Annotated in this window: 15 protein-coding genes; 11 read left to right on the top strand and 4 right to left on the bottom strand. The window is 67.4% G+C overall.

Annotated elements, in window-relative coordinates:
• Window positions 1-266: 266 nt before the first annotated feature.
• Together acs and AC4GY7_RS02505 are read right to left on the bottom strand one after the other, a co-directional pair.
• Window positions 267-2,204 (bottom strand): acetate--CoA ligase, encoded by a 1,938-nt coding sequence (acs, locus tag AC4GY7_RS02510; protein ID WP_491111826.1) that lies wholly within the window; start codon window positions 2,202-2,204, stop codon window positions 267-269.
• A 158-nt stretch (window positions 2,205-2,362) separates the two neighbouring features.
• Window positions 2,363-3,190 carry an alpha/beta fold hydrolase gene (locus tag AC4GY7_RS02505; RefSeq protein ID WP_491111825.1) on the bottom strand — a complete coding sequence of 276 codons (828 nt, stop codon included), beginning with the start codon at window positions 3,188-3,190 and terminating at the stop codon, window positions 2,363-2,365.
• A gap of 130 nt (window positions 3,191-3,320) precedes the next feature.
• On the opposite strand from AC4GY7_RS02505, the gene AC4GY7_RS02500 reads away from it, so the two are divergent.
• On the top strand, window positions 3,321-5,066 hold the full coding sequence (locus tag AC4GY7_RS02500; RefSeq protein ID WP_491111824.1) for a DUF885 domain-containing protein: 1,746 nt from the start codon (window positions 3,321-3,323) through the stop codon (window positions 5,064-5,066).
• A gap of 65 nt (window positions 5,067-5,131) precedes the next feature.
• Here AC4GY7_RS02500 and AC4GY7_RS02495 read toward each other — a convergent pair whose 3' ends face one another.
• Entirely contained in the window at window positions 5,132-6,352 is a 1,221-nt protein-coding gene (locus AC4GY7_RS02495; protein WP_491111823.1) for an NADP-dependent isocitrate dehydrogenase, read from the bottom strand.
• Window positions 6,353-6,467: 115 nt separating this feature from the next.
• On the opposite strand from AC4GY7_RS02495, the gene AC4GY7_RS02490 reads away from it, so the two are divergent.
• Both AC4GY7_RS02490 and AC4GY7_RS02485 read left to right on the top strand, forming a co-directional pair.
• On the top strand, window positions 6,468-7,199 hold the full coding sequence (locus AC4GY7_RS02490; RefSeq protein ID WP_491111822.1) for a phosphatidylserine decarboxylase: 732 nt from the start codon (window positions 6,468-6,470) through the stop codon (window positions 7,197-7,199).
• Window positions 7,199-8,011, top strand: coding sequence for a CDP-alcohol phosphatidyltransferase family protein (locus AC4GY7_RS02485; protein ID WP_491111821.1), 813 nt, complete (start codon window positions 7,199-7,201; stop codon window positions 8,009-8,011). Before AC4GY7_RS02490 ends, AC4GY7_RS02485 begins: the two co-directional genes overlap by 1 nt.
• Here the strand turns inward: AC4GY7_RS02485 and AC4GY7_RS02480 are convergent.
• Window positions 7,950-8,186: a hypothetical protein gene (locus tag AC4GY7_RS02480; protein WP_491111820.1), complete on the bottom strand. Its 237-nt coding sequence runs from the start codon at window positions 8,184-8,186 to the stop codon at window positions 7,950-7,952. The two genes, AC4GY7_RS02485 and AC4GY7_RS02480, sit on opposite strands and share 62 nt — an antisense overlap.
• Before the next feature lie 333 nt (window positions 8,187-8,519).
• Between AC4GY7_RS02480 and rpsB the strand changes: the two genes are divergently transcribed.
• From rpsB to rseP, 8 genes are all read left to right on the top strand, one after another.
• Window positions 8,520-9,353 carry a 30S ribosomal protein S2 gene (gene rpsB, locus AC4GY7_RS02475; RefSeq protein ID WP_491111819.1) on the top strand — a complete coding sequence of 278 codons (834 nt, stop codon included), beginning with the start codon at window positions 8,520-8,522 and terminating at the stop codon, window positions 9,351-9,353.
• A 155-nt stretch (window positions 9,354-9,508) separates the two neighbouring features.
• Window positions 9,509-10,441 (top strand): translation elongation factor Ts, encoded by a 933-nt coding sequence (gene tsf, locus AC4GY7_RS02470; RefSeq protein WP_491111818.1) that lies wholly within the window; start codon window positions 9,509-9,511, stop codon window positions 10,439-10,441.
• A 254-nt stretch (window positions 10,442-10,695) separates the two neighbouring features.
• Entirely contained in the window at window positions 10,696-11,424 is a 729-nt protein-coding gene (gene pyrH, locus AC4GY7_RS02465) for a UMP kinase (protein WP_491111817.1), read from the top strand.
• A 3-nt stretch (window positions 11,425-11,427) separates the two neighbouring features.
• Window positions 11,428-11,985, top strand: coding sequence for a ribosome recycling factor (gene frr / locus AC4GY7_RS02460; protein ID WP_491111816.1), 558 nt, complete (start codon window positions 11,428-11,430; stop codon window positions 11,983-11,985).
• A 73-nt stretch (window positions 11,986-12,058) separates the two neighbouring features.
• Window positions 12,059-12,796 carry an isoprenyl transferase gene (locus tag AC4GY7_RS02455; protein WP_491111815.1) on the top strand — a complete coding sequence of 246 codons (738 nt, stop codon included), beginning with the start codon at window positions 12,059-12,061 and terminating at the stop codon, window positions 12,794-12,796.
• A 35-nt stretch (window positions 12,797-12,831) separates the two neighbouring features.
• Complete coding sequence (locus AC4GY7_RS02450; RefSeq protein ID WP_491111814.1) at window positions 12,832-13,611, top strand: phosphatidate cytidylyltransferase; 780 nt, start codon at window positions 12,832-12,834, stop codon at window positions 13,609-13,611.
• A gap of 1 nt (window position 13,612) precedes the next feature.
• Window positions 13,613-14,770 (top strand): 1-deoxy-D-xylulose-5-phosphate reductoisomerase, encoded by a 1,158-nt coding sequence (gene dxr, locus AC4GY7_RS02445; RefSeq protein ID WP_491111813.1) that lies wholly within the window; start codon window positions 13,613-13,615, stop codon window positions 14,768-14,770.
• Window positions 14,771-14,814: 44 nt separating this feature from the next.
• Window positions 14,815-15,924, top strand: a complete 1,110-nt coding sequence (rseP, locus tag AC4GY7_RS02440; RefSeq protein ID WP_491111812.1) for an RIP metalloprotease RseP — start codon at window positions 14,815-14,817, stop codon at window positions 15,922-15,924.
• The last annotated feature ends 40 nt before the right edge of the window (window positions 15,925-15,964 follow it).

Raw genomic sequence — 15,964 nt, 5'->3', positions numbered from 1 at the left:
CCGGCGCGCTGCCACCTCCCCGTGGCGGCAGGGCTATCGCATATGCGCTGTCTGATCCGGGGTAGTGTTCTTCAATCCTCCGTCATGCCCGACTTGGTCGGCATCCACCGTGCCGTACACCAACATGCTATCGATTTTGCGGCACGGTGGACCCCGGAACACGTCCGGGGTGACGAAGAATACCGGGATGGCACGCCCCGTCACCCGAAGCCGGCAGCCATTATCGCATAGGCGATAGCCCTGCCCTTTCGGGGGAAGAGTGAAGGTCAATTCACCCGGTTCGCCACCAGATCGTCCACCACCGCCGAATCGGCCAGCGTCGAGGTATCGCCCAGGCTCGACGTATCGCCCTCGGCGATCTTGCGCAGGATGCGGCGCATGATCTTGCCCGACCGCGTCTTGGGCAGTGCCGGTGCGAATTGCAGCTTGTCGGGCGTCGCGATCGGCCCGATCTCCTGTCGTACCCAGGCGACCAGGTCCTTGCGCAACGTATCCGATGCCTCGCGCCCGGCGTTGAGCGTCACATAGGCGTAGATGCCCTGGCCCTTCACGGCATGCGGCATGCCGACCACCGCGGCCTCCGCCACCGCCTCGTGCAGCACCAGCGCGCTTTCCACCTCCGCGGTCCCCATCCGATGGCCGGAGACGTTGATGACATCATCGACCCGGCCGGTGATCCAGTAATAGCCGTCGCCATCCCGGCGGCAGCCGTCGCCGGTGAAATACTTGCCTTCGTAGGTGGTGAAATAGGTCTGGAAGAACCGGTCCTGATCGCCCCACACGCCGCGCATCTGCCCCGGCCAGCTTTCGGTAATGCAAAGATTGCCCTGCGCCTCGCCGACCAGCGGCGTGCCCTTGTCGTCGACCAGCTGCGGCGTCACGCCGGGCAGCGGCTTGGCGGCGGAGCCGGGCTTCATCGGCACCGCGCCGGGCAGGGGGGCGATCATGATCCCGCCCGTCTCGGTCTGCCACCAGGCATCGACGATCGGCGCACGGCCTTCGCCGACCACATCGTGATACCAGCGCCACGCCTCCGGATTGATCGGCTCGCCTACCGATCCCAGCAGCTTGAGCGAGGCACGGCTAGTCCTGGCGACGAACGCGTCGCCCTCCTTCATCAGCGCGCGCAGCGCCGTGGGGGCGGTGAACAGCGTGTGCACCTTGTGCCGGTCGACGACCTGCCAGATGCGGCTCGCGTCGGGCCAGTTCGGCAGCCCTTCGTACATCAGCGTCGTCGCGCCGTTGGAGAGCGGGCCGTAGAGGATATAGCTGTGGCCGGTGACCCAGCCGATATCGGCCGCGCACCAGAAGATCTGCCCCGGCTTGTAGTCGAACGCGATCTTGAAGGTATAGTCCGCCCACAGCAGATAGCCGGCCGAGCTGTGCAGCACGCCCTTGGGCTTGCCGGTCGATCCACTGGTATAGAGGATGAACAGCGGGTCTTCGGCTGCCATCGGCTCTGGCGCGCAATCGGTGCCGGCCGATGCCGCCGCCTCGTGATACCAGATGTCGCGCGGCCCCATCGCCACCTCGGCGCCGGTCGCCTTGACGACGACGACCGTCTCCAGCGTCGGCGCCCGCGCCGCGGCTTCGTCGACGCAGGCCTTCAGCTTGATCCGCTTGCCGCCCCGGCGGCCCTCGTCGGCGGTGACGACGATCTTCGATCCGCAATCCTCGATCCGGCCGGCGAGCGCGTCGGCGGAGAAGCCGCCGAACACCACCGAATGGATCGCGCCGATCCGCGCGCAGGCGAGCACCGCATAGGCCGCCTCCGGGATCATCGGCATGTACAGCGTCACCCGATCGCCCTTGCCGACGCACTGGCCTTTCAGCACGTTGGCGAAGCGGCATACCTCGCCATGCAGCTCGCGATAGGTGATGTGGCGCGCCTTTTCGCCCGGCTCGTCCGGTTCCCAGATGATCGCGACGGTATCGCCGTTCCTGGCAAGGTGCCGGTCGAGGCAATTGGCCGCGACGTTCAGCCGGCCATCGGCGAACCATCGGATGTGGAAGTCGGCCTTGGCGAACGACCAGTCGCCCGCGATCGTCGGTTCGGTGATCCACTCCAGCCGCTTGGTCGCCTGGTCGAGCCAGAAGCCGCCGGGATTGCTGGACGCCGCCTCGTACAGCTCCTCATAGGTCTTCGCATCGAGGCTGGCGTTGGTCCAGTCGCCGCTGATCGGGTAGATTTCAGGATCGGTCACGAAGCGCTTCCCCGCCTAAGTATCGCGGGCGCCGAACGACACCCGCGCGCCTGATTAGTCAAGCCGCCCGGCGCATGCCAGCCGCGTCGAGTCGACGCTATCGCGTGCCGCTGGAAACCGGAAAGGCCCCCAGCGGCACCGGGACGTCTGCGTAGGGGCTATCGACCCAGGAACGTCAGCAGGTCGTTGGTGAGGCGGTCGCCATGCGTCGCGAAGAGGCCGTGCGGCGCACCGTCATATTCCACCAGCTGGCTGTTCGCGATCCCCTCGGCCGCCGCGCGGCCCGCGGCGTCGATCGGCACCGTCTGGTCGGAGGTGCCATGGATGACGAGCGTCGGCACCTTGAAGGCGGCGAGATCCGGCCGGAAGTCGGTATGCCCGAACGCTTCGGCACAGGCCAGCGTCGGCTTCAATCCCGCCTGCAGCGCCGTGGCGGTCGCCTGGTCGAGCACGTCGTCGCTGACCGGATGGCTGATGACACCGACGCCGAAGAACTGCTTGAAGAAGGTGTCGCGGAAGAAATGCGCGCGGTCCTTCTGGATATTGGCGCCGATCTCCGCCAGCTTCTCCTCGGGCGTGCCGTGGGGATTGTCGTCGGTCTTCAGCATATAGGGCACGACCGACGAGACGAGCGCCGCCGCGATCACGCCCTTGCCGCCGTGGCGGCTCATGTAGCGCGCGACCTCGCCGCCGCCCATCGAGAAGCCGACCAGCGTCGCCTCGCTGTCTGCACCCGTCGCCGCCATGACATCGGCCAGATCGTCGGCCAGCGTGTCGTAATCGTAGCCGCTCCACGGCTGGCCCGAACGGCCGAAGCCGCGGCGATCATAGGCGATGGCGCGGAAGCCCGCATCGGCCAGTGCCATCATCTGCGGGTCCCAGCTGTCCGCCGACAGGGGCCAGCCGTGCAGCAGGATCACCGGCCGGCCCTCGCCCCAATCCTTGACGTAGATGTCGGTGCCGTCGCGCGTCTTGATGTAGGGCATGGAAAAAAATCCTTCCGGTTCTTCGTGCAGGTTAACCGTGCACGGCCGCCGCTGTTCCGCCGCGCGGGCTGGCGTTGGCCGCCTGCCACTGTCAGCATCCGTACCGGAACCGAATCGAGGATAGACGGACATGCGGATCATCCTGGCGGCATCGCTGCTGGCGCTGGCGACGGCAGCCTGTTCGCCGGGTAAGCCGGCGGCGTCGAACGACACGGCACCGGCGGCCACGGCAACGCCGGCCGGCGCGACCAACTGGGGCCAGTTTCGCGACGGCTTCATCGAAGGCTGGTTCAGGCTCGATCCCGCCTTTGCCGTCTATGAAGGCGTGCACCGCTTCGACGGCCGGCTGCCCGACTGGAGCGACACCGGCCTGAAGCGCCAGGCCGCCTTCCTCCACCAGGCGATCGATCGCGCCCGCGCGTTCGGCGATGCCGACCTGTCGCCCGAGGAGCGGTTCGAGCGGGCCTATCTGATCCGCGTCGCGGAGGGTAAGCTGTTCTGGCTGGAGGATGCCGACCAGCCGCATCGCAATCCGGCCTATTATATCGGCGGCGGGCTCGACCCCAACGTCTATATCGCCCGGCCCTATGCCGATGCCCCGACGCGGATGAAGGCGCTCATCGCCTTCCTCGGCCGCGTGCCGGCGGCGGTGCAGGCGATCCGCACCAACCTCAAGACGCCGATGCCACGGTCGTTCGTCGATTACGGCGTCGCCGGCTTCAACGGCTTTGCGGACTATTATGCGGGCGACGCGATCAAGGCGTTCGCCGGGGTCGCCGACCCCGCCCTGCAACAGCAACTCGCCACCAACGCCGCCGCCGCCGCCAGGGCGATGCGCGGCCTCGGCAGCTGGCTGGCGAGCCAGCGCGCCACGGCCAACACCGATTTCGCGCTCGGCGCCGATCGCTTCCAACGGATGGTGCGATCGACCGAGGGCGTCGACACGTCGCTCGACGCGCTGGAAGCCGCCGGCCGCGCCGATCTCAAGCGCAACCAGGAAGCGCTCGCCGCCGCCTGCAAGCTCTACGCACCCGGCGGTACCATCCCGGCGTGCATCGACAAGATGAACGCCGACAAGGCGCCGGACGGCCCGGTCGCCGAGGCGCGCCGGCAGATCCCGATGCTGCGCGCCTTCGTCCAGCAGCACGACCTCGTCACCATCCCCGGCACCGAACAGGCCAAGGTGGAGGAAAGCCCGCCGTACAACCGCCAGAACTCCGCCTATATCGACCCCGCCGGTCCGTTCGAGAAGAACGTGCCCTCGATCTACTATATCTCGCCGCCAGATCCCGCCTGGGACCAGAAGACCCGCGATGCCTTCGTGCCCGGCCGCAACGACCTGCTGTTCACCTCGGTGCACGAGGTGATGCCGGGGCATTTCCTGCAATTCCTCCACAGCAACCGCGCGCCGTCGATGCTCGGCCGCGTGTTCGTCGGCTATGCCTACGCCGAGGGCTGGGCGCATTATACCGAGGAGATGATGTGGGAAGCGGGGCTGGGCGACCGTGCGCCGGGCGTCCACGTCGGCCAGCTCAGCAACGCGCTGCTGCGCGACTGCCGCTTCCTGTCGGCGATCGGCCTGCATGCCCGCGGCATGACGCAGGAACAAAGCCTCCGCATGTTCCGCGAGCAATGCTATCAGGACGAGGGCAACGCGCGTCAGCAGGCGGCGCGCGGCACCTACGATCCCGCCTACCTCAACTACACGCTTGGCAAGCTGATGATCCGCCGCCTGCGCGCCGACTGGACCGCCCCCCGCGGCGGGCGCAAGGCGTGGAAGGCGTTCCACGACCGGTTCCTCAGCTACGGCGGCCCCGCCATCCCGCTCGTCCGCCAGCAGATGATGGGCGAAGCCGAACCGCGCGCGGTGTTCTGAGCCGAAACGAAAAAGGGCTCGGCAGCCTGACGCTACCGAGCCCCTTCACCCGTCGGAACGAAGGCTTACGCCCAGTTCGCCATCTTCTGCTCCAGGTTGGAGCGCACCGCCTCGAAGAACTGCTCGGTGGTCATCCACGGCTGGTCCGGACCAATCAGGATCGCGAGATCCTTGGTCATCTGGCCGTTCTCGACGCACTCGATGCAGACGCGCTCCAGCGTCTCGGCGAAGCGGGTGACGTCCGGCGTGCCGTCGAACTTACCGCGATACTTCAGGCCGCCCGTCCAGGCGAAGATCGAGGCGATCGGATTGGTGCTGGTCGCCTTGCCCTGCTGATGCTGGCGATAGTGGCGGGTGACGGTGCCGTGCGCGGCCTCGGCTTCCACCGTCTTGCCGTCCGGCGTCAGCAGCACCGAGGTCATCAGGCCCAGGCTGCCGAACCCTTGCGCCACCTGGTCCGACTGCACGTCGCCGTCGTAGTTCTTGCAGGCCCAGACGAATTCGCCGTTCCACTTGAGCGCGGATGCGACCATGTCGTCGATCAGGCGGTGCTCGTAGACGATGCCAGCGTCCTTGAACTTGTCCTTGAACTCGGCCTCGAACACCTCGGCGAACAGGTCCTTGAAGCGGCCGTCATAGGCCTTGAGGATCGTGTTCTTGGTCGACAGGTACACCGGCCACTTGAGGTTGAGGCCATAGTGCATCGACGCCCGCGCGAAATCGCGGATCGAATCGTCCAGGTTGTACATGCCCATCGCGACGCCCGACGAGGGGAACTGGAACACTTCCTCCTCGATGACCGTGCCGTCTTCGCCTTCGAACTTCATCGTCAGCTTGCCGGCGCCCGGCACGCGGAAGTCGGTGGCGCGATACTGGTCGCCGAAGGCATGGCGGCCGACGACGATCGGGTGCGTCCAGCCCGGGATCAGGCGGGGCACGTTCTTGATGACGATCGGCTCGCGGAAGACGACGCCGCCCAAGATGTTGCGGATCGTGCCGTTGGGCGACTTCCACATCTTCTTGAGGCCGAATTCCTCGACGCGTGCCTCGTCGGGGGTGATCGTCGCGCACTTGACGGCGACACCGTACTTCTGCGTCGCCTTGGCCGCATCGACCGTCACCTTGTCCTCGGTCGCGTCGCGATGCTCGATGCCGAGGTCGTAATAATCGAGGTTGATGTCGAGATAGGGCTTGATGAGCCGTTCACGGATCCATTCCCAGATGATCCGCGTCATTTCATCGCCGTCGATCTCCACGACGGGCGTCTTCACCTGAATTTTGGCCATACGATCTTCCTACGGGGGGATTTTGCCGACGCGTCTAGGCACAAGCGGCGAGGGGATCAACCGTCGGCAGTTCCCGACGTTGTGTTGCACGAACGACACGGATACACCCTGTCCCATGTCATCGCTCGAAAAGCCTCCCCACACGCCGCTGCCGACGACAACGGTCAAGTGGCGTTTCCCCTCCGTCCATCCCGAAGGTCACAAATACGCCGCGATCGCGCTCGGCATTACCCTGCTGGGCACGCTGCTGACCAAGGTGCTGTTCTGGCCGCTGCTGGCGGTGGTCGTCTGGGTGCTGACCTTCTTTCGCGATCCGATCCGCACCACGCCAACCGGCGAAGGTCTCGTCATCGCGCCGGCCGATGGCCTGGTCACCATGATCCAGAAGGTGCCGGTGCCGCGCGAATTGGTCGGCGAGCTCGGCGACGCGCCGCTGACGCGCGTGTCGATCTTCATGTCGGTGTTCGACGTGCACATCAACCGCACGCCCATCGCCGGGACGATCCGCCAGGTCGTCTATATCAGCGGCAAGTTCCTCAACGCCGACCTCGACAAGGCGTCGGACGAGAACGAGCGCCAGCACATCGTCGTCGAAGGGCGTGATGGTCGCCGCATCGGCTTTACGCAGATCGCGGGGCTGGTCGCGCGCCGGATCGTGCCCTTCGTCAAGCCGGGTGATATGGTCGCGACCGGGCAGCGGATCGGCCTGATCCGCTTCGGCAGCCGCGTCGACGTGTTCCTGCCCGACGACATCGTGCCGCAGGTGACGCTCGGCCAGCGGTCCATCGCCGGTGAGACGGTGATCGGCCGCGTCGGCGGTGTGCCCGTCACCGGCATCGCGCAATAATGGCCTCGCTTCCCCCGCGCCGCCGCGCTCCCCGACGCCCTCGTGGCCTGCCGCTTCGCGCTGTCGCTCCCAATGCGGTCACCGCGCTGGCCTTGTGTTCGGGGCTCAGCGGCGTGCGCTTCGCGATCGGCGGAGAATGGCAGAGCGCGGTCACGATGATCATGGTCGCCGGCGTGCTGGACGGCCTCGACGGGCGCATCGCCCGGATGCTGCACGGCGAGAGCCGGTTCGGCGCCGAGCTCGATTCGTTGTCCGACGCCATCTCGTTCGGCGTGGCGCCCGCGCTCATCATGTATCTCTGGTCGCTTGCCGCGCTGCCCCGACTCGGCTGGATCAGCGCGCTGATCCTGGCGGTATTCTGCGCCTTGCGTCTCGCCCGTTTCAATGCCGCGATCGATGCCGACGACCAGCCGCACAAATCCGCCGGCTTCCTCACCGGCGTACCCGCGCCCGCCGGGGCGGGACTGGCGATGCTGCCGCTCTATTTCTGGTTCTGGACCGATCAGCCCGTCTTCGCGTCACCCTGGCTGGTCGCGCCCTGGGTGGCCTTTGTTGCGCTGCTGATGGTGTCGAGCCTCGCCACCTTCTCCTGGACGTCGCTACGCCTGCGCAGGACCGTCCGGTTCGAGGCTATTGCCGTTGTCGTATTGCTCGGCGCCGCGCTGGTATCGGCGCCCTGGCACACGCTGAGTGCGATCTGTGTCGGCTATCTGCTCACGATCCCGTTCAGCATCGCGAGCTATGCCCGCGTCAAGCGACTTCGCGCAGGCGGCGAACGCCCGCCGGCACCGGAGCCGACGCCCAGCGCCTGACGGCGATGCGGCGCTCGGCCGAGGCGAGCTGCGACAGCGGGGCGAAAGCGGGTTCGATGTTGCCGGCGGCGAGGCGGACGATCCGCTGCCATTGCGGCGCCACCGTCGCGGCGATCACGCCGATCGCGGTCAGGAACGCAGCGGCGAAAACCAGAACACTGATGAATGCAACCATCGGACCAACTCCCTGCCAGGTGCGCGAGCAGCCTGTGGATAACTCGCTTAACCATTCCTTAGTCAGTGAGTTCCGCCCGGGTTCCATTTTTCCCGTTTCGAGCGCATCGCCGCGTCGATAAACTGGGTTAGAATCCGGTCGTCCACTGTCTGGCCGCGTTATGTTCCATATTCGTTCCAGCTGTCAAGCGGCGAGGACCATCTTGCGTCCGACGCGCGCAGCCGCTAAGGGCGCGCACCTCAACCCCGCATGGGAAGCATCATAGCCCGGTGCGTGTGGCCTTTCGCCGCCGTCATCCGCTTCCCAGAGGCTCAACCGGAAGGAGTTATCCCTATGGCGGCACCCGTCGTCACCATGCAGCAGCTGATCGAGACCGGCGCGCACTTCGGCCACCAGACGCATCGCTGGAACCCGAAGATGAAGCCCTACATCTTCGGTGATCGCAACGGCGTTCACATCCTCGATCTCTCGCAGACCGTTCCCCTGTTCGCCCGCGCGCTCGAGTTCGTCTCGTCGTCGGTCGCCTCTGGCGGCAAGGTGCTGTTCGTCGGCACCAAGCGCCAAGCGCAGGACGCCGTCGCCGATGCGGCGCGCCGTTCGGGCCAGCATTTCGTCAACCACCGCTGGCTGGGCGGCATGCTCACCAACTGGAAGACGATCAGCAACTCGATCAAGCGCCTGAAGGCGCTGGAAGAGCAGCTGTCGGGCGACACGCACGGCCTCACCAAGAAGGAAGTGCTGCAGCTCACCCGCGAGCGCGACAAGCTTGAACTGTCGCTCGGCGGCATCCGCGACATGGGCGGCATCCCGGACGTGATGTTCGTGATCGACGCCAACAAGGAAGAGCTGGCGATCAAGGAAGCCAATACCCTCGGCATTCCCGTCGTCGCGATCCTCGACTCAAACGTCTCGCCCGACGGCATCGCCTTCCCGGTCCCCGCAAATGACGACGCCAGCCGGGCGATCCGCCTGTACTGCGAAGCCATCGCGATCGCCGCGACCCGCGGCAACCAGGAGCAGCAGTCGCGCCGCGGCGTCGACCTGGGTGCGCAGGACGTCGCCCCCGTCGAGGAAGCGCTGACCACGCCGGCCGCCGAGCCGGAGACGCAGGCTGCGACCAACGTCGAGGGCGCCGGCGCCGAGACCGAGCGTCAGATCGACGCGTAAGCGTCACGCACAAGTGTAACGGAGGTCCTCTAGACGGAGGGCCTCCTACACCGTTCGTGCTGAGCCTGTCGAAGCACGTGGCCGGGCGGTTCGCTCGCCCCATGTCCTTCGACAGGCTCAGGACGAACGGTCTTTAGTATCAGAGGACAAGAGCAATGGCTGATATCACCGCAGCGATGGTCAAGGACCTGCGCGAAAAGAGCGGCGCGGGCATGATGGACTGCAAGAAGGCGCTGAACGAGACGAGCGGCGACATGGACGCCGCGCTCGACTGGCTGCGGACCAAGGGTCTGGCGGCCGCGCAGAAGAAGTCGAGCCGTACCGCGGCCGAGGGCCTGGTCGGCGTCGCCACCAGCGGCACCCAGGGTGCGGCGGTCGAGGTGAATTCCGAAACCGACTTCGTCGCCAAGAACGACCAGTTCCAGCAGTTCGTCCGCGAAGTGACCCAGATCGCGCTCGCCACCGGCGGCGACGTCGAGGCGCTGAAGGCCGAGGCGATGCCCTCGGGCACGACGGTCGCCGAGGTGCTGACCAACAACATCGCGACGATCGGCGAGAACCAGTCGCTGCGCCGCGCCAAGCGCCTCGAAGTGTCGAAGGGCGCGGTGGTCAGCTACGTCCACAACCAGGCCTCGCCCGGCCTCGGCAAGATCGGCGTGCTCGTCGCGCTCGAATCGGAGGCGTCGGACGAGGTGCTGCAGGGTCTCGGCAAGCAGCTGGCGATGCACATCGCCGCGGCTTTCCCGAAGGCGCTGAACGAAGAGGACCTGGACGAGGCCGAGATCGAGCGCGAGCGCGCGATCGCGACCGAAAAGGCGTCCGAATCGGGCAAGCCTGCCGACATCATCGCCAAGATGGTCGAAGGCGGTATCGCCAAGTACCGCAAGGAGCACGCGCTGGTCAGCCAGCTGTTCGTCATGGACGGCAAGACCAAGATCAGCGACGTCGTCGCCAAGGCGGGCAAGGATGCCGGCGCCGAGATCAAGCTGGTCGACTATGTGCGCTTTCAGCTGGGCGAAGGCATCGAGAAGGAAGCGTCGGATTTCGCCGCCGAAGTCGCCGCCGCCTCGGGCGTCGCGCAGAAGTAAACGTCACCCCTCCCTCGGCGCAGCCGGGGGAGGGGCCGTTCGGGGGACCGGACGGCTGATGGCCGCGCGCCATGCCCGGCATGGGGCAGCGTGGCTTTTCCTCCCGAGCAGGGAGGATCGTGGCGGTGGACGTGCACACCGTCTGCACCGCAAATAATATCCCGTGCAGTCCGCGCCGACGCGCCGAGCCGAGGTTGCTCCTCCCGCGCGTGCCGCCTAAGGTCCGCACGCTTTTTCCCAATCGCCAGGACCTCATGACCGCCGGACCCCGTTACAAGCGTATCCTCCTCAAACTCTCGGGCGAAGTGCTGATGGGGGAGGGCGGCCTTGCCATCGACCCTGCCGTCACTGCGCGTGTCGCCGAGGAAATCGCGGATGTGAAGGCGCAGGGGTTTGAATTGTGCATCGTTGTCGGCGGTGGCAACATCTTTCGCGGCATGGCCGGCGCGGCGCGCGGCATGGAGCGGGCGACCGGCGACTATATGGGCATGCTGGCGACCGTGATGAACGCGCTCGCGGTGCAGAACGCGCTGGAGCAGATCGGCGTGGACACCCGCGTGCAATCGGCGATCCCGATGCAGTCGGTGTGCGAACCCTTCATCCGCCGCCGGGCGATGCGCCACCTGGAAAAGGGGCGCGTGGTGATCTTCGCCGCCGGTGTCGGCAGCCCGTTCTTCACCACCGATTCGGGTGCCGCGCTGCGCGCCGCCGAGATGAAGTGCGACGCGCTGTTCAAGGGCACGTCGGTAGACGGCGTCTACGATGCCGATCCCAAGAAGGTGCCGGGCGCGACCCGCTACGACACCGTCAGCTATTCCAAGGTGCTGTCCGACGACCTCAAGGTCATGGACGCGAGCGCCATCGCGCTGTGCCGCGACAACGATATCCCGATCGTCGTCTTCAACATCCGCGAACACGGCAATTTCGCCGCGGTTCTCGGCGGTGATGGCGTCTCGACGATCGTCCAGAACGAGCAGGAGTGACACATGCCCGCCTATGACAAGGCCGATCTCGAACGCCGCATGGCCGGCGCCGTCGAATCGCTGAAGCACGATCTCAACGGCCTGCGCACCGGCCGCGCCTCGACCGCGCTGCTCGATCCGGTGACCGTCGAGGTCTATGGCAGCCACATGCCGCTGGTGCAGGTCGCGACCGTCTCCGCGCCCGAGCCGCGCATGCTGTCGGTGCAGGTGTGGGACAAGTCGAACGTCGGCCCGGTCGAAAAGGCGATCCGTTCGGCCGGCCTCGGCCTCAATCCGATCAACGACGGCCAGACGCTGCGCCTGCCGATCCCCGACCTGACCGAGGAGCGTCGCAAGGAACTCGCCAAGCTCGCCGGCAAATATGCCGAGGGCGCCCGCGTAGCGGTGCGCAATGTCCGCCGCGACGGCATGGACGCGCTCAAGACCGACGAGAAGAAGGGCGTGTTCGGCGAGGACGAGCGCAAGCGCCACGAAACCGAGGTGCAGAAGCTGACCGACGCGACGATCGCCGATCTGGACGCGGCGGCGAGCGCCAAGGAAAAGGAAATCCTGGGCAAGTGACGGGCAGACAGCCAAGGCTGTTTGGCTCATGCCGGGGGCATGAGCGGCCCGGCGCTCTTGCGAGAGCGTTGCGGTGAGCAGCGCGCCGATCCTTTCCGCCGTGCCCTCGACCGCCCCGGTGCCGCGGCACGTGGCGATCATCATGGACGGCAACGGCCGCTGGGCGAAGGCGCGTCATCTGCCGCGCGTCGCCGGTCACAAGGCGGGGGTGGAGGCGGTGCGCCGCGTCACCCGTGCGGCGCGGGCGATGGGCGTCGAGGCGCTGACGCTGTATGCCTTCTCTTCGGAGAACTGGCGGCGGCCGGAGGATGAGATCGGTGCGCTGATGGGGCTGCTGCGGCTGTTCATCCGCAGCGACCTTGCCGAACTGGTCGCGGAAAATGTCCGCCTGCGCGTCATCGGCGACTATCGTCGGTTCGCGCCCGACCTCGTCGCGCTGGTCGACGATGCGGTAGCGAAGACTGCGGGCAATACCGGGCCGATCCTGGCGATCGCGCTCAACTACGGCTCGCAGGCCGAGCTGGTGGCGGCGGCGCAGCGGATCGCGGCGCGCGCGGCTGCCGGAGAGATCGATCCCGCCGCGATCGGTCCCGAACATATCGAGGCGGAGCTCGACACCGCCGACCTGCCGCCGCTCGATCTCGTCATCCGTTCGTCGGGCGAACAGCGGCTGTCCAATTTCCTGCTGTGGCAGGCGGCCTATGCCGAGCTGCTGTTCGTGGACACGCTGTGGCCGGATTTCACCGGCGACACGCTCGCCGATGCCATCGCCGCCTTCGGCCAGCGCCAGCGGCGCTACGGGGGCCTGTGAGCGACGCACCCGCCGGCCCTTCCGGGAAGACGCCCATGCCGGGCAAGCGCCCGTCCGAGCTGCTGACGCGCACGCTGACCGGGCTGGGCCTGATCGCGCTGGCGCTGGTCGCGCTGGCGTTGGGCGGCTTCCCCTTCTGGCTGCTCGCCGTCGTCGCCGGCGTGTTCATGATGGCCGAGTGGAGCGAATTGCACGGCGCGGAGCCCAAGACCAAGCGGCTCGGCCAATATGTGCTGTTCGTGCCGCTGGCGATCATGTGCCCGATCGCGGCGGGGCCGAATTTCTTCGCGCTCGGCCTGCTGGTCGGCGCCTTCTTCTTCCTGACCATCGTCACGCGCCGGCCGCAGCTGGGCATGGGCATCCTCTATTGCGGGCTGCCGATCTATGCGCTGCTGCTGATCCGGCACGAGCCGGACGGGATCCGCAATGCGCTGTGGGCGCTGAGCCTCGTCTGGGCGACGGACATCGGCGCCTATTTCGCCGGCCGGACGATCGGCGGACCGAAGCTCGCGCCGCGGGTCAGCCCGAACAAGACCTGGGCGGGCCTGATCGGCGGCATCGTGCTGGCGACGATCGTCGCCGCCGTGATGCAGGCGGCCTATCTGCTGCCGTTGCGGTTCGTGCTGGCGACGCCGCTGCTCGCCATTCTGGCGCAGGGCGGCGACCTGTTCGAAAGCCACCTCAAGCGCCGCGCGGGCGTGAAGGATTCGGGCAGCGTCATCCCCGGCCACGGCGGCTTCCTGGACCGGCTCGACGGCGTGGTGCCGGTGATGCCGGTGGCGGCGCTGCTCGTCGTCGTGCCGCTCGCCTTCTGACATGAAGACCGTCACCATCCTGGGGGCGACCGGTTCGGTCGGCACCTCCACCCTCGACCTCGTCGAACGCGAGCCGGACCGGTTCCGGGTCCGCGCGCTGACCGCCAATTGCGACGTGGCGAACCTCGCCGCGGCGGCGATCCGCACGCGGGCGGAGATCGCGGTCGTCGCCGACGAAAGCTGCCTGCCCGCGCTGCGCGAGGCGCTGGCCGGCACCACGACCGAAGCGGCGGGCGGCCGCCGCGCGATCTGCGACGCCGCGGCGGGTGCCGATTGGACGATGGGCGCGATCGTCGGCTGTGCCGGTCTGGAGCCGGTGATGGCGGCGATCGCGCATGGCGGCACGGTGGTGCTCGCCAACAAGGAGCCGTTGGTGTCGGCGGGTGAGGTGATCCTCGCCGCCGCCGCCCGATCCGGCGCGACGCTGCTGCCCGCCGACAGCGAACATAACGCCATCTATCAATGTTTCGACTTTGCGCGGCCCGAACGCGTTCGGCGCATCATTCTCACTGCCAGCGGCGGGCCCTTCCGCGACTGGTCTGCGGAGCGGATGGCCGACGTTACCGTCGAGCAGGCGGTTGCGCATCCCAATTGGTCGATGGGCGCCAAGATCAGCGTCGACAGCGCGACGATGATGAACAAGGGCCTCGAACTGATCGAGGCCGCGCGCCTGTTCCCGGTGCCGTACGAGCGGATCGAAATCGTCCTCCACCGCCAGTCGGTGATCCATTCGATGGTCGATTACGTCGACGGTTCGATGCTCGCGCAGCTCGGCCCGTCCGACATGCGCGTGCCGATCGCGCACACGCTCGCCTGGCCGGACCGGATGGCGACGCCCATGGCGCCGCTCGACCTCGTCGGGATCGGCCGGCTCGATTTCGAGGCGTGCGACCCCGTCCGCTTCCCCGCGCTGGCGCTGGCCCGCGCCGCGCTGGAGGCGGGCGGCGCGCGCCCGGCGATCCTCAATGCCGCCAATGAGGTGGCGGTGGCCGCTTTCCTCGATCGCCGGATCGGCTTCCTCGAAATTGCCGCAATCGTCGCCGATACGCTGGATGGCTACGATCCGCCGGCTCCCGATACGATGGAGGCGGTGCTCGCCGTGGACGGCGAAGCGCGACGGCAGGCGGGCGAGCTGATACGGGGGCGAGTAAAGGCGTAACGCGTGAAGGATTGCCCAGCTTGATCCAGTCCCCAGGCGTCCTGATGGCCGTGCTCGCGTTCCTCTGCGCGATCGGTCCGCTCGTCTTCATCCACGAAATGGGCCATTACCTCGCCGGCCGCCTGTTCGGCGTGAAGGCGGAGGCGTTTTCGATCGGCTTCGGGCGGGAGATCGCGGGCTTCACCGATCGCCGCGGCACGCGCTGGAAATTCGGCTGGCTGCCGCTCGGCGGCTATGTCCGCTTCGCCGGCGACATGAACCCGGCGAGCCAGCCCGATGCGGCCTGGCTGTCGCTGCCCGCCGCCGAGCGGGCCCGCACATTCCAGGCGAAGCCGCTGTGGCAGCGGGCGATCATCGTCGCCGCCGGGCCGGCGGTGAACCTGGTGCTGGCGGTGCTGATCCTGGCGGGCTTCGCCTACACCTATGGTGTCGACCGCACGCCCGCCGTCGTCGGTACGGTGATCGAGGGCGGGCCGGGGGCGAAGGCGGGGCTGCTGCCCGGTGACCGCATCGTCGCGATCGACGGCCGCGGCATCGATACCTTCACCGACGTCGCGCGCTATGCGCTGATCCGCCCCGGCGAACGCGTCACCGTGCGGGTCGAGCGGCAGGGCCGCGAAGCCGACCAGCCGCTGGCGATCGGCGTCGTCCACCAGCGCGATCGCTTCGGCAACGACTATCGCATCGGCCGGATCGGCATCGGCAGCGGCGACCCCGTGCTCGCGCCGGTTCCGCTGACCGCCGCCCCGATCGCGGGCGTGCGGATGACCGGCGAGATCATCTCCGGCACGCTGGAAACGCTGGGCCAGATCATCAGCGGCCGCCGATCGATCGACGAACTGGGCGGCCCGATCCGCATCGCCAAGATTTCCGGCGAGCAGATGGCACTCGGCCTGTCCGCCTTCGTCTGGCTGGTGGCGATGCTGTCGATCAATCTGGGGTTCATCAACCTGCTGCCAGTACCGATGCTGGATGGCGGCCACCTGTTCTTCTATGCGATCGAGGCGATCCGCCGCCGTCCGCTTGAACCCAGGGTGCAGGAATGGGCCTTTCGCGGCGGGTTGGCCGCGGTATTGGCGTTGATGCTGATCGTGACCTTCAATGATTTGTCCGCCGTGGGCCTGTGGCAGCGGCTCGCCGGGTTGATCGGCTGATCGGGTTGGGGCAGGGCGTGGTCCTGCGGATTCCGTCGAC

The sequence above is a fragment of the Sphingomonas sp. SP5 genome (genome assembly GCF_058313455.1).
Note: the sequence above shows the minus strand (reverse complement) of the source record. Positions and strands in the feature narration are given on the sequence as shown.

Excerpts from the sequence above, each read along its gene's own strand:
- AC4GY7_RS02505 (WP_491111825.1), bottom strand. The coding sequence starts at position 3,190 with ATGCCCTACATCAAGACGCGCGACGGCACCGACATCTACGTCAAGGAT.
- AC4GY7_RS02500 (WP_491111824.1), top strand. The coding sequence starts at position 3,321 with ATGCGGATCATCCTGGCGGCATCGCTGCTGGCGCTGGCGACGGCAGCC.
- AC4GY7_RS02495 (WP_491111823.1), bottom strand. The coding sequence starts at position 6,352 with ATGGCCAAAATTCAGGTGAAGACGCCCGTCGTGGAGATCGACGGCGAT.
- AC4GY7_RS02490 (WP_491111822.1), top strand. The coding sequence starts at position 6,468 with ATGTCATCGCTCGAAAAGCCTCCCCACACGCCGCTGCCGACGACAACG.
- AC4GY7_RS02485 (WP_491111821.1), top strand. The coding sequence starts at position 7,199 with ATGGCCTCGCTTCCCCCGCGCCGCCGCGCTCCCCGACGCCCTCGTGGC.
- AC4GY7_RS02480 (WP_491111820.1), bottom strand. The coding sequence starts at position 8,186 with ATGGTTGCATTCATCAGTGTTCTGGTTTTCGCCGCTGCGTTCCTGACC.
- rpsB (WP_491111819.1), top strand. The coding sequence starts at position 8,520 with ATGGCGGCACCCGTCGTCACCATGCAGCAGCTGATCGAGACCGGCGCG.
- tsf (WP_491111818.1), top strand. The coding sequence starts at position 9,509 with ATGGCTGATATCACCGCAGCGATGGTCAAGGACCTGCGCGAAAAGAGC.
- pyrH (WP_491111817.1), top strand. The coding sequence starts at position 10,696 with ATGACCGCCGGACCCCGTTACAAGCGTATCCTCCTCAAACTCTCGGGC.
- frr (WP_491111816.1), top strand. The coding sequence starts at position 11,428 with ATGCCCGCCTATGACAAGGCCGATCTCGAACGCCGCATGGCCGGCGCC.
- AC4GY7_RS02450 (WP_491111814.1), top strand. The coding sequence starts at position 12,832 with ATGCCGGGCAAGCGCCCGTCCGAGCTGCTGACGCGCACGCTGACCGGG.
- dxr (WP_491111813.1), top strand. The coding sequence starts at position 13,613 with ATGAAGACCGTCACCATCCTGGGGGCGACCGGTTCGGTCGGCACCTCC.
- rseP (WP_491111812.1), top strand. The coding sequence starts at position 14,815 with ATGGCCGTGCTCGCGTTCCTCTGCGCGATCGGTCCGCTCGTCTTCATC.